The following is a 12,928-nucleotide window of genomic DNA, read 5'->3' as shown; positions in this document are numbered from 1 at the left end:
GTCCTTGATTGACCTGCGTTCGGAGCCCTCATCTCCGCCGATCGGCTATTGTGGGCGGCTGCGGAAAGTATATGATTGTCGGCTAATATTAATCGCCGGATTGCTTCGATCAGATGCTGCCGGATGGTTGCTGCCGGTTGACCTCTGGTCCTCCACGATCCGGATCGCGCTCACCAAGCGTGAGCGCGGCAAGGGAGGAATGCCATGCCGGACGTCAAATGGGCCATGAAGGCGCGCGAATTCATCAACTGCAACTGCGCCTATGGCTGCCCGTGCCAGTTCAACGCCATGCCGACATACGGGTTCTGCCAGGCGGTCGCCGGCATGGAAATCGAAAGCGGCCATCACGGCGACACCAAGCTCGACGGATTGCGGTTCGTCGGGATTTTCAGCTGGCCCGGCGCCATACACCAGGGCGGGGGCGAAGCCGCGGTGATCATCGACGAGAGGGCGACGGAAGCCCAACGTGGCGCGCTGCTTCGCATATTGGGCGGTCTGGACACCGAACCGGGTGCAACGATATTCCAGGTCTTTTCGACCACGCTGGAGAAGTTCCACGACCCGATCTTTGCGCCGATCGAATTCAACATCGACGTCGACGCGCGAACCAGTCAGCTGCATGTCGAGGGTATAACCGACGGTCGTGGCGAGCCGATCCGGAATCCGGTCACCGGCGCTGCCCACCAGGCGCGCATCGACCTGCCGCACGGCTTCGAATACGCGATCGCCGAGGTCGGGCGCGGCTGGACAAAGGCGACGGGCCCGATCAAGTTCGAGCTGGCCGATACGCACAGCCATTTCGCCAATCTGCATCTCACGCAGAGCGGCATCGTGCATTGACCTGATCCAATGGGCGACACGGCCCTCGAGGCGGTGCTGCGGCGCGATCGCGCGGTCGTGATGGCCGCGCTCGTGGTGATTGCCGTGCTCGCCTGGGCCTATGTGCTGTGGCTCGCCACCGACATGGTCATGCCCGGCTCCGCCTTGCCGGACAGCGGAGGCGGTGACATGGCCGGAATGGACATGTCGAATATGGACGGGTCGAACATGGGTATGGGCGGCATGGATATGGGCGCCGCCGTGGCGCCAGGCATCCGGGCCTGGGCATTGGCCGATTTCGCTTTCACCTTCACGATGTGGGCGGTGATGATGGTCGGCATGATGACGCCTTCGGTCGCACCGATGTTGCTGCTCTATGCCGGTGTCGGCCGCAAGGCGCGGGCGGATGGCAGGCCCATCGCTTCGACGGGATGGTTTTTTGCCGGCTACCTCGCCGTCTGGGCCGTCTTCAGCCTCGTGGCGACCGGTGCGCAATGGCTGCTCGCCCGTCTTGCCTTGCTCGACCCCTCGATGGCGACCGGCAGCGCGGTCCTCGGCGGCCTCGTCCTGATCGCCGCCGGTCTCTATCAATGGACGCCGATGAAGGGCGTCTGCCTGCGCCAATGTCAGGCCCCGATCGCGTTCCTGGCCGGCCATGGCGGATTCCGCTCCGCTCCGCTCGGCGCGCTTCGGCTGGGCATCGATCACGGCGCCTACTGTCTGGGGTGCTGCTGGGCGCTGATGGCCCTGCTGTTCGTCGGTGGCGTCATGAACGTGCTGTGGATCGCCGGCATCGCCATCCTGGTCCTGCTGGAGAAGACGGTGCCGACCGGGCAGCTGATTCCGCGCGTTTCAGGCGCGTTGATGGCTGGCATCGGGACCTGGATCGTCTTTCAAGCCTCTTGAGAACAGTCTTCGTCTGCGACCTGTATTGGACTGCAGCCGCCAGTAAATCGTCAGAAGACAATCTTGGGACATGGTAGTTCGCCCCACGCGGAGGTCAACAACCACGAGGTATTTGCCCTGGATGGATTTCGCTGCCGCGGCCGGTATCGGCCCCGCGTTGGCGTTGCATCAGCTTTGCCGCCTTTATTGGCCCCTGCTGACTAATTCGCGGGCGTGTTTGTCTGTAAATCAGGCATTTACGGCAATCGGTTTTCAAACTCTTCGGGTTTGGGTCATTTCCCTTGACCTCACAGGAATTATCGCCTTCGATGACATTTGTGAATGGGAGGCGGCGCGTCGGTTACGATGCGGGGTTTCGGGATGGGCCGGGATGAAGCCGCGTTCACACGGGAGAAAAAAATCAGGATTTACTCCTGAAAAACAGAGAAAAGGGTCTGTGGGTCATGAAACACATTGCTATCGGCATTCTAGGCGCCGCCACGCTTGGATTGATGGCGTCCGCCGCGTCGGCGGCCACGCTCGACACCGTCAAGGCGAAGGGCTTCATCCAGTGCGGCGTCTCCACCGGCCTGGCCGGCTTTTCGGCGCCGGACGACAAGGGTGACTGGCAAGGCATCGATGCGGATTTCTGCCGCGCTGTCGCGGCCGCCGTCTTCGGTGACGGCTCCAAGGTCAAGTTCACGCCGCTCAGCGCCAAGGAGCGGTTTACCGCGCTGCAGTCGGGCGAGATCGACATCCTGTCGCGCAACACCACCTGGACCATCAACCGCGATACGGCACTCGGCCTGAATTTCATCGGCGTCACCTATTATGACGGCCAGGGTTTCATGATCAACGCCAAGAAGCTGCCGGGCGTCAATTCGGCATTGCAGCTCTCGGGCGCAGCCGTCTGCGTGCAGAGCGGCACCACCACCGAGCTGAACCTCGCCGACTATTTCAAGGCCAACAAGATGGAGTACAATCCCGTCGTCTTCGAAAAGCTGGAAGAGGTCAACGCCGCCTATGATGCCGGCCGCTGCGACGTCTACACCACCGATCAGTCGGGCCTCTATGGCATCCGCCTGACGCTGGGATCGCCGGCCGACCATGTCGTGCTGCCCGAGATCATCTCCAAGGAGCCGCTCGGACCGGCCGTTCGCCAGGGCGACGACCAGTGGTACCACATCGTCAAGTGGACCTATTTCGCGCTGCTGCAGGCTGAAGAGCTCGGCATCACCAAGGCCAATGTCGATGAGATGAAGAACTCGGCCAGCCCCGAGATCAAGCGCGTTCTCGGCCAGGAAGCCGACACCAAGATCGGTACCGATCTCGGCGTCTCCAATGACTGGGTGGTCAACATCGTCAAGGCCGTCGGCAATTATGGCGAAATGTTCGAGCGCAATGTCGGCTCGGGCAGCCCGCTGAAGATCGCGCGCGGCATCAACGCGCTGTGGACCAAGGGCGGCCTGCAATACGCGCCGCCGATCCGCTGATCGAAATGTGATCCGGGAGGCAGATCATCTGCCTCCCGGTTTCTCTTTCCAGGGGACGGTCGAATGGCATCGCAGGACGTACTTCGCGAGGAGCCCAGCCGCGGTTCCTTCATCAACGATCCGAAAATCCGGGGCATATTCTTCCAGCTGCTGGTCGTCGTGCTGCTGGTGGCGGGCGTCTGGTGGATTGCCCACAACGTTATCGACAACCTGACGCGGTTGCGCATCGCTTCAGGCTTCGGCTTCCTCAAGGGCCGCGCCGGCTTCGATATCAGCGAGAGCGCGATCGCCTATTCGTCGGATTCGACCTATGGCCGCGCCATTCTGGTCGGCCTCCTCAACACGGTCATCGTCGCTATCGTCGGCATCATCACCGCGACAATCATCGGCTTCGTCATCGGCATCGGCCGGCTCTCGAAGAACTGGCTGATCAGGAAGATCTGCACCGTCTATGTCGAGGTCTTCCGCAACATCCCGCCGCTGCTGGTCATCTTCTTCTGGTATTCCGGCGTGCTGGCCGTACTGCCGGCGCCACGCGACAGCATCAATTTGCCGTTCGGCTCCTTTCTCAACCAGCGCGGTTTCTATTTTCCACGCGCCGTATGGGGCGACGGTTCATGGCTGATCTTCGTCGCCCTGCTCGTCGGCATCGCCATGGCGTGGTTCGTCGCGCGCAAGGCGCGGCAACGGCAGATTGCGACCGGCCAGCAATTTCCGGTGTTTTGGACATCCGCGGCGCTGATCGTCGGGCTGCCGCTGCTCGCCTATGCGCTGAGCGGCTTTCCCCTGAGCTTCGACTACCCCAAGCAGTCGACTTTCAACCTGACCGGCGGCTTTCAGGTCCGGCCGGAGTTCCTGTCGCTTTATCTGGCGCTGTCCTGCTATACCGCCGCCTTCATCGCCGAGATCGTGCGTGCCGGCATCAGGGGTGTCAGCGCGGGCCAGACGGAAGCCGCCGGTGCGTTGGGATTGCGGTCCGGATCGATCCTGCGGCTGGTCGTCGTGCCGCAGGCCATGCGCATCGTCATTCCGCCGCTGACCAGCCAGTATCTCAACCTGACCAAGAACTCGTCGCTGGCCATCGCCATCGGCTATCCGGACCTGACGGCGACCGCCGGGACAGTGCTGAACCAGACCGGCCAGGCCGTCGAAGGCGTGGTGATCATGATGGTGATCTATCTCGCCATCAGCCTTCTGACCTCGCTTGTGATGAACTGGTTCAACGCCAAGATGGCGCTGGTGGAGAGGTGAGGTAAGGACATGCAAGAACATGATATGTCCTGGGTGCGCACCGAAATGGTGCTGGCGCAGCCGGCGCCCGCCAGCGTCACCGGCCTCGGCGCATGGGTGCGCAAGAACCTGATCGCGTCTACCGGCGACACCATTTTGACAATCGTCGGCATCGCCCTGGTGGCGATGATCCTGCCGCAAATCATCAATTGGGCGTTCATCAACGCCGTGTGGACGGGGCCGGACCGGACCGTATGCGCCACGGTGGCGCAAGGCGGCATCCAGCCGGATGGCTGGACCGGCGCCTGCTGGGCTTTCGTCAATGCCAAGTTTGGCCAGTTCATGCTCGGCCGCTATCCCATCGAGGAGCGCTGGCGGCCGATCCTGGTCGCCATCCTGTTCGTGGCGCTGCTGGTGCCGATGCTGATGCCGAAGGTGCCACGCAAAGGGCTGAATGCGGTTCTGCTGTTCTTCGTGCTGCCGATCGTCGCCTTCGTCCTGCTGGTCGGCGGCATGTTCGGCCTGCCGCATGTCGAGACCTCGCTTTGGGGCGGGCTCTTGGTAACGCTCAGCCTGTCCTTCGTCGGCATTGCCGTGTCGCTGCCGCTCGGCATCGTGCTGGCGCTCGGCCGCCGTTCCAAGATGCCGATCATCAAGACGCTGTGCGTCGTCTTCATCGAGACGGTGCGCGGCATCCCGCTGATCACCGTGCTGTTCTTCGCCAGCGTCATGCTGCCGCTGTTCCTGCCGGAGGGCGTTTCGTTCGACAAGTTCCTGCGCGCTTTGATCGGCGTGTCGCTGTTTGCCGCCGCCTATATGGCCGAAGTGGTGCGCGGCGGCCTGCAGGCGATCCCCAAGGGCCAGTATGAAGGTGCCGATTCGCTCGGTCTCGGCTATTGGCAGAAGATGTATTTCATCGTCATGCCGCAGGCGCTCAAATTGGTCATCCCGGGCATCGTCAACACCTTCATCGGCATGTTCAAGGATACCAGCCTGGTCATCATCATCTCGATGTTCGACCTGCTCGGCATCGTCAAACAGAATTTTTCCGATGCAAACTGGGCAACCGCGCAGACGGCGAGGTCTGGCCTGATCTTCGCGGCCTTCGTCTTCTGGCTGTTCTGCTTCGGCATGTCGCGCTATTCAATGTACACCGAACGCCGGCTCGACACCGGCCACAAACGCTGAATGCATGTCGCCCAAAAGTGTATAGCGGTTTTGGGGTAACGACAGGCATCATTACCAACAACAAAAGAACAAGGGGATCCCTCTCATGGCCACCGAAAATGCCGTCAGCGCAGAAGAGATCAAGGTCAACGCCGCCAAGATGCAGATTTCGACGACCGATGTCGCCATCGACATCATCGCCATGCACAAATGGTATGGCGAGTTCCATGTGCTGAAGGACATCAACCTGAAAGTGATGCGCGGCGAGCGCATCGTCATCTGCGGCCCCTCCGGCTCCGGCAAATCGACCATGATCCGCTGCATCAACCGCCTGGAGGAGCACCAGAAGGGCAAGATCATCGTCGACGGTAAGGAATTGACCAACGATCTCAAGAAGATCGACGAGGTGCGCCGCGAGGTCGGCATGGTGTTCCAGCACTTCAACCTGTTCCCGCATCTGACCATCCTGGAGAACTGCACGCTGGCGCCGATCTGGGTGCGCAAGACGCCGAAGAAGCAGGCCGAGGAAATCGCCATGCATTTCCTCAAGCGCGTCAAGATCCCGGAACAGGCCAACAAATATCCCGGCCAGCTTTCCGGCGGCCAGCAGCAGCGTGTGGCGATTGCCCGCTCGCTGTGCATGAACCCGCGCATCATGCTGTTCGACGAGCCGACCTCGGCGCTCGATCCGGAGATGATCAAGGAAGTGCTGGAGACCATGGTTGGCCTTGCCGAAGAAGGCATGACCATGCTGTGCGTCACCCACGAGATGGGTTTTGCCCGCAAGGTCGCCAACCGGGTGATCTTCATGGACCAGGGCCAGATCGTCGAGCAGAACACGCCGGCCGAGTTCTTCGACCACCCGCGCCACGAGCGCACGAAGCTGTTCCTGTCGCAGATCCTGCACTAGGCCTTTCGATGTTTGCGAGGAGCCCGGCTGAAACACTGCCGGGCTCTTTTGCGTATGGGATAACAGGCGACCGTTCCTGTCGCGCTGGAGCGCTTTTGCAGAGCCGCTTTTCATGAAGAGACTGGGACGTTTTCTAGGCCTTCTGTTGATTGTCGTCGCTCTCGCCGTGACGACGGGCACCCTCGTGCCGCGGCCGCTGTGGCCGGCGGCCGCCGCCATGCCCGCAGCGACGCGCCACATCCTGGTGCTGAACAATCCGATCCACACCGATATCGCCATCCCGGTCGACGATGCCGTGCGCCGGCGTTTCCACTTCCTGGTCGACGCCGGCATACCGGCCGACAGGCCGGAGGTCCGCTACATCGTCTTCGGCTGGGGCGGTCGCGCCTTCTACCTGGAGACGCCGACATGGTCCGAGCTGAAGGCGGTACCGGTGATGAAGGCACTGACCCTCGACTCGTCGGTCATGCATGTCGATGTCGCCGGTGACATCCTCGAACCGCGTCCTGACATCGCGGGGTTCGACATCACAGAGGACCGGTTCGCGGCGTTGCTCGATTTCATCGATGCGAGTTTCCAGCGCGGACCGGAAGGCCCGATCCTCGTTCCGGACGCGGCCTATTCCAGGTTCGACGGCTTCTACGAAGCCAACGGCCATTTCAACGCACTGATCGGCTGCAACACCTGGACGGCGGCCGCCTTGCGCACCGCAGGCTTGCGCACCGGCTGGTGGAACCCGCTGCCTGTATCGCTCGGCCTGTCGATGCGGCTTTATAATTGAAGGCCATTCCGGCGATCAGCCGGCCTTGCGATCCTGTTTGGACACATATTCTCGAAGCGCTCTGTTGATTGCACTCTGGTAGCCGCGACCATCCGGTGCGCGCCTTTTGAACCAGGCGACGAGGTCAGAATCGAGACGCAGGGTCAGTTGTTGCTTGACCGGCTTGAAATAAGGATTTCGGACGGCGTTCTGCCAGAATTCCTCGGTCAATTCGGGAATATCGCTCGTGTCGACATCATCCTCTGGTCGCGCTTTCAAAGCCGCGATCTCCGCTTTCTGTGCTTCTGTCAGAGGAGGCGGATTGGCCGGGTCGAATTCATATCGAACGATTTTGCGCATAATGCCTTTTCTCTTTGGACGTAGCTCGCCGCGCTGAAATGATGCGGATCACCTCGATCCCGTCTTCCTCTCGATCTGCGTGTGCAACCAGCAATACCAATGCGGTCTCAACCAAGCCGGTTGTCTGCCAACGATATTCGCCCCCTTCAATTCGATCATGCTCCAATAGCGCGAAAGGATCGGCGAAAACGCGAACGGCGGTGTCGAAGCTTACGCCATGCTTACGGAAATTGGATTTCGCCTTTTCGGCGTCCCATTCAAATCGCAATTTGCGCCTCGTTGACTACAAAAGTGTAACTACAAATTGCCATTACGTCAAGGTCGACCGATGTAAGCATTCTAAGGAGCCCGCCACCCATAAAGCCAGTCCAGATCCGCCGCGAGTTTTTCCGACGAGCGCGCCTTCAGGAACACATTGCGCGCAATCGCCACTGGACCCGAGGCATGCCAGGCCAGCCGGTTGACAGCGCCGCGTCGGGTGACCTGCGCGACACGCGGCCGCCGTGACTGTTCCCAGACGGCAAGTGCGGCCAGGGGGTCGGCAGGGAAGTCGGCGATGATGTCGGCAAGCGTCGCCGCATCCTCGATCGCCATGGCCGCACCTTGCGCTGCGAATGGGGTCATCGCATGCGCGGCGTCGCCGATCAGCGCGATGCCGTTCGGTGTTGTCCAGGGCTGTTGCGGGTCAACAGTGTGGATCGGCCATGCGGTCCACGGGCCGGCCTGCTCGACCAGACGGGCAAGTTCTGTCGCGGTGCCGCGCAGGGCTCGGGTCAGGATCCCGGCGTCGGCGTTGCCGGACCAGCCCTCGGCAATGCGGTCGCCCCTGGTGAAGGCCGCGAGATTGAAGGCCGCACCCTTGCTGACGGGATAGGCCACCATATGGAAGCCAGGATGCAGGAAGGTGGTGACGCAGTCCCTGGCGCCGATGGCGGCAAAGCTCCGACCGGCGGCGCTGCCGGCCGCGACCGTGGCGCGCCAGGCCAGTTCGCCGGAGAAATGGTTTCTTGGCGAGCCCTTGGCCGAATCGACAAGTGCGCGCACCGATGACCAGACGCCATCGGCCCCGACCAGCAGGAAGCCCTCCGCCTCGATGGTCTTGCCGTCGATCTCGGCCGTCGCCGTGATGCCATGCGGGCCGGAGGCAACGTCGCCGATGCGCGCGCCGGTGGTGAGATGGATATCCGGCACCTCGGCAACGCGCGCGGTCAATGCGCTCTGCAGATCGGCCCTGTGCGCGACGAGATAGGGTGCTTGCCAGCGGGTTTCGGCGGCTTGCCCCAGCGGCACGCGCGCCAGTTCGCGCAAGGTCGCGGCCTTCTTCAACACCACGGCTTGCGGCCGCACCGCTGCCGGCAGCAGCCGGTCGAGCACGCCAAGCTGGCGAAGGATGCGCGTCGCGTTTGGAGAGAGCTGGATGCCGGCGCCGGCAGCTTCCAGGCGCTGCGCCTGTTCGAACACCCGAACCGCGTAGCCGCGCGAGGCGAATGCAAGGGCTGCGGTCAATCCGGCGACACCGGCCCCGGCGACGACAATTTGCCGGGAACGCGTGTCGTTCATCGGGCTGGTCGCGAAAGTCTCAGGCGGCCTGTTCGATGTAGATGCATCCGGCCGGCAGCGTTTCCGTCGCCTTCAGCTTCGGCGAATAGCGGTAGAGCGTCGAGCAATAGGGACAGACTTTTTCATTGTCGTCGCCCATGTCCAGAAACACATGCGGGTGGTCGAAAGGCGGATTGGCGCCCGTGCACATGAATTCCTTCACGCCGATGTCGATTGCCGGATAGCCCGCATCGTTCTGAAAATGGGGAATGGAACCGCCTGCCATCGTCGTCTCCTTAACGCAGTCTCGTCTGCATCTGGATCATATCAGGCCTCTTTGCAAGTTCGATGAAATCAAACTGTCGCAAAAGCCTGTCAGAGGATAAGTTAAGCCGGTTAACCCATGGCCCGAAAACCGATTTCGGTTTCCGGGAGGGACCATGGGTCGCTAGAGTGACTGGCTAGCCGGCTTGAGCGGGTGTGGAAGAGCGGGAATCATGAACGAACTGAAGCCGGTGCAGAACGAATTCGTGGATGTCGAGGTGGCTCGCCCGGAAGGCGGCAACCCGGACCGGTTTGTCAACCGCGAGTTTTCCTGGCTGCAGTTCAACCGGCGCGTTCTCGAGGAGTCGCTGAACCTCAATCATCCGCTGCTGGAGCGCGTCCGCTTCCTGTCGATCTCGGCCGCCAATCTCGACGAGTTCTTCATGGTCCGAGTCGCCGGTCTTGCCGGCCAGGTGCGCGAGGGCATCACGCTGAAGAGCCCCGACGGCCGCACCCCCGAACAGCAGCTCGAACAGCTGCTGCGTGAGGTCGAGCGGCTGCAGGAAGACCAGCAGAAGAGCCTTTCGGCGCTCACCGTGCTGCTCAACAAGGAAGGCATCGAGAGCATCACCCGCGATGCGCTGACCAAGGACGAGAAAATCTGGCTGGAAGACCATTTCCAGGAACAGGTTTTCCCGGTGCTGACCCCGCTGTCGATCGACCCGGCGCATCCGTTCCCGTTCATCCCCAATCTCGGCTTCTCGATGGCGCTGCAATTGCGCCATCGCAAGAACGGCGAGGAGATGAGCGCGCTGCTGCGCCTGCCGGTGGCGCTGAAGCGCTTCATCCGTCTGCCGGACCGCAAGCATCATGTCCGCTTCATCCCGCTGGAAGAGGCTGTCGGCCTCTATATCGGCAAGCTCTTCCCCGGCTACGAGGTCAAGGGCTCCGGCACGTTCCGCATCATCCGTGACAGCGATATCGAGGTCGAGGAGGAGTCCGAGGACCTCGTGCGCCTGTTCGAAACGGCGCTGAAGCGGCGTCGGCGCGGATCGGTGATCCGCATCGAATTCGACAGGCTGATGCCTGGCGAATTGCGCGATTTCGTCGCCGGCGAGCTTGGCGTGTCGTCCAGCCGCATCAGCGTCTTGACCGGTCCATTGGCGCTCAGCCAGATTTCCGAGATCGTCGCCGTTCCCCGCGACGACCTGAAATTCACGCCCTACAATCCGCGTTTTCCCGAGCGCATCCGCGAGCATGGCGGCGATTGTTTCGCCGCCATCCGCGAGAAGGACATCGTCGTCCATCACCCTTACGAATCCTTCGATGTGGTGGTGCAGTTCCTGCGCCAGGCAATGGCCGATCCGGAGGTGGTGGCGATCAAGCAGACGCTTTACCGCACCTCCAACGACAGCCCGATCGTGCGCGCGCTGGTCGACGCGGCCGAGGCCGGCAAGTCGGTCACCGCGCTGGTCGAGCTCAAGGCGCGTTTCGACGAGGAAGCCAACATCCGCTGGGCGCGCGACCTGGAGCGGGCCGGCGTGCAGGTGGTGTTCGGATTTCTCGAACTGAAGACACATGCGAAAATGTCGCTGGTGGTGCGGCGCGAGGACGGCAAGCTGCGCAATTACGTGCACCTCGGCACCGGCAACTACCATCCGGTCACCGCACGCATCTACACCGACCTGTCCTTCTTCACCACAGATCCGACGATTGCCCGCGATGTCGCCCAGCTGTTCAATTTCATCACCGGCTATGCCGAGCCGACGGACGAAATGCGGTTGGCGATCTCGCCGTTCACGCTGAGAAGCCGCATCCTGAAGCACATTGCCGACGAGATTGCCTACGCGGTGCAAGGCAAACCGGCGCGCATCTGGATGAAGATGAACGCCCTCGTCGATCCGATCATCATCGACGCGCTCTACGATGCCAGCCGCGCCGGCGTCGAGATCGACCTTGTCGTGCGCGGCATCTGCTGCCTGCGGCCGCAGGTTCCGGGCCTGTCGGAAAACATCCGCGTAAAATCGATCGTCGGCCGTTTTCTCGAGCACAGCCGCATCTATTGTTTCGGCAATGGTTTCGGCCTGCCGTCGGACGAGGCGATCGTCTACATCTCCTCGGCCGACCTGATGCCGCGTAATCTCGACCGCCGCGTCGAAACCATGGTGCCGATCACCAATCCAACTGTGCATGAACAGATCCTTGGCCAGATCATGCTGGGCAACATTATGGACAATCAGCAAAGTTTCGACGTATTGGCTGATGGAACCTCCCGGCGCGTCGTGCTGGAGGAGGGCGAGGAACCGTTCAACGCGCAGGAATATTTCATGACCAATCCGAGCCTGTCGGGACGGGGTGACGCGCTGAAGTCGCATGCGCCCAAGCGCATCGCGCAGTTCAAGCGCCGCAAGAAGAACGCCGCAGCGTCCGGCTGATGCTGTCTGATTCTCAGGGCCGGCTGCAGGACCGCCGACCGCTGTCCATCATCGACATCGGATCGAACTCGATCCGTCTCGTCGTCTATGAGGGGCTGGCGCGCTCGCCGACCATGCTGTTCAACGAAAAGATGCTGGCCGGTCTCGGCCGCGGCATCGTTTCGACCGGCAAGCTCGACCCCGAGGCGGTAACGCGCTCGATGGAAGAGTTCCGCCGCTTTCGTGCGCTTTCCGACCAGGCCGGCGCCGAGCAGATGTATGTGCTGGCGACCGCGGCGGCCCGCGAGGCGGTCAACGGCCCCGATTTCATCCACCGCGCCGAGGATGTGCTGAAGACCGAGATCCGAGTGATCAGCGGTCGTCAGGAAGCGTACTATTCCGCGCTCGGCGTCATTTCCGGTTTCCATCCGGCCGATGGCATCGCCGGCGATCTGGGCGGCGGCAGCCTCGAACTGGTCGATGTCAGCGGCGAGGCGATCGGCGACGGCATCACGCTGCCGCTGGGCGGCCTGCGCCTGCAGGACATGGCGAAGAACTCGCTGACCCAGGCGGCCAGGATCGCGCGTGACGAACTGGCGAAGGCCAAGCTGTTGAAAGGCGGGCAGGGCAGGCCCTTCTACGCCGTCGGCGGCACCTGGCGAAATCTTGCCCGGCTGCACATGGAAATGACCAACTATCCGCTTGGCGTCATGCACCATTACGAGATATCGGCCGAAAGCGCGGCGAACTTCCTCAAGCAGGTGGCCAAGGCCGAGATCGAGAAGGTCAAGGGCATCGAAGGCGTTTCGAAGAACCGCCGTTCGCTGCTGCCCTATGGCGCCATCGTGCTGCAGGAGATCATGGCGGCGATGCAGCCGTCGAAGATCATCGTCTCGGCGCTCGGCGTGCGCGAAGGCTTTCTCTATTCGCTGCTCGACGAGGCGGAGCAGAAGGCCGATCCGCTGATTTCGGCCTCGGAGGAACTCGCCCGTCTGCGCTCGCGCTCCGTCACCCATGCGCACGAACTTGTCGACTGGACCGCCAAGACCTTTGCCGCCTTCGGCATCGACGAGACCGAGGAAGAAGC

The 12,928-nt window shown here is 62.1% G+C and carries 13 protein-coding genes; 9 read left to right on the top strand and 4 right to left on the bottom strand.

The annotated features are described in order from the left end of the window. The first annotated feature begins 204 nt into the window (after positions 1 to 204). The 7 genes from EN925_RS06150 (at position 205) to EN925_RS06120 (ending at position 7,285) form a co-directional block, all read left to right on the top strand. Positions 205 to 840 (top strand): DUF1326 domain-containing protein, encoded by a 636-nt coding sequence (locus EN925_RS06150; RefSeq protein ID WP_013532425.1) that lies wholly within the window; start codon positions 205 to 207, stop codon positions 838 to 840. A 9-nt stretch (positions 841 to 849) separates the two neighbouring features. Further along, positions 850 to 1,725: a DUF2182 domain-containing protein gene (locus EN925_RS06145; RefSeq protein WP_013532424.1), complete on the top strand. Its 876-nt coding sequence runs from the start codon at positions 850 to 852 to the stop codon at positions 1,723 to 1,725. Between the two features lie 443 nt (positions 1,726 to 2,168). Beyond that, entirely contained in the window at positions 2,169 to 3,197 is a 1,029-nt protein-coding gene (locus tag EN925_RS06140; RefSeq protein WP_024505009.1) for an amino acid ABC transporter substrate-binding protein, read from the top strand. Positions 3,198 to 3,260: 63 nt separating this feature from the next. Beyond that, entirely contained in the window at positions 3,261 to 4,448 is a 1,188-nt protein-coding gene (locus EN925_RS06135; RefSeq protein WP_127385403.1) for an amino acid ABC transporter permease, read from the top strand. Between the two features lie 9 nt (positions 4,449 to 4,457). Beyond that, positions 4,458 to 5,615 (top strand): amino acid ABC transporter permease, encoded by a 1,158-nt coding sequence (locus EN925_RS06130; RefSeq protein WP_013532421.1) that lies wholly within the window; start codon positions 4,458 to 4,460, stop codon positions 5,613 to 5,615. A gap of 85 nt (positions 5,616 to 5,700) precedes the next feature. Continuing rightward, positions 5,701 to 6,504: an amino acid ABC transporter ATP-binding protein gene (locus EN925_RS06125; RefSeq protein WP_013532420.1), complete on the top strand. Its 804-nt coding sequence runs from the start codon at positions 5,701 to 5,703 to the stop codon at positions 6,502 to 6,504. A 112-nt stretch (positions 6,505 to 6,616) separates the two neighbouring features. Continuing rightward, on the top strand, positions 6,617 to 7,285 hold the full coding sequence (locus EN925_RS06120) for a TIGR02117 family protein (protein ID WP_127368339.1): 669 nt from the start codon (positions 6,617 to 6,619) through the stop codon (positions 7,283 to 7,285). Positions 7,286 to 7,300: 15 nt separating this feature from the next. Here the strand turns inward: EN925_RS06120 and EN925_RS06115 are convergent, their stop codons facing one another. The 4 genes from EN925_RS06115 to EN925_RS06100 all read right to left on the bottom strand — a co-directional run bounded on the left by EN925_RS06115 (position 7,301) and on the right by EN925_RS06100 (position 9,449). Then, positions 7,301 to 7,624, bottom strand: a complete 324-nt coding sequence (locus EN925_RS06115; RefSeq protein WP_027037847.1) for a BrnA antitoxin family protein — start codon at positions 7,622 to 7,624, stop codon at positions 7,301 to 7,303. Then, positions 7,602 to 7,892: a BrnT family toxin gene (locus EN925_RS06110; RefSeq protein ID WP_127368338.1), complete on the bottom strand. Its 291-nt coding sequence runs from the start codon at positions 7,890 to 7,892 to the stop codon at positions 7,602 to 7,604. Before EN925_RS06110 ends, EN925_RS06115 begins: the two co-directional genes overlap by 23 nt. A gap of 71 nt (positions 7,893 to 7,963) precedes the next feature. Next, complete coding sequence (locus EN925_RS06105; protein WP_127368337.1) at positions 7,964 to 9,184, bottom strand: FAD-dependent monooxygenase; 1,221 nt, start codon at positions 9,182 to 9,184, stop codon at positions 7,964 to 7,966. Positions 9,185 to 9,203: 19 nt separating this feature from the next. After that, positions 9,204 to 9,449: a zinc-finger domain-containing protein gene (locus EN925_RS06100; RefSeq protein WP_013532417.1), complete on the bottom strand. Its 246-nt coding sequence runs from the start codon at positions 9,447 to 9,449 to the stop codon at positions 9,204 to 9,206. Between the two features lie 211 nt (positions 9,450 to 9,660). On the opposite strand from EN925_RS06100, the gene EN925_RS06095 reads away from it, so the two are divergent. Then, complete coding sequence (locus tag EN925_RS06095) at positions 9,661 to 11,862, top strand: RNA degradosome polyphosphate kinase (protein WP_013532416.1); 2,202 nt, start codon at positions 9,661 to 9,663, stop codon at positions 11,860 to 11,862. Next, positions 11,862 to 12,928: exopolyphosphatase (gene ppx, locus EN925_RS06090; RefSeq protein ID WP_128336410.1), on the top strand; the 1,067-nt coding region annotated here is incomplete at its 3' end. The genes EN925_RS06095 and ppx, both read left to right, overlap by 1 nt.

The sequence above is a fragment of the Mesorhizobium sp. M7A.F.Ca.US.006.04.2.1 genome (assembly GCF_004022915.1).
Taxonomy (GTDB): Bacteria; Pseudomonadota; Alphaproteobacteria; order Rhizobiales; family Rhizobiaceae; genus Mesorhizobium; species Mesorhizobium ciceri.
This window is presented reverse-complemented; position numbering and strand designations above follow the sequence as displayed.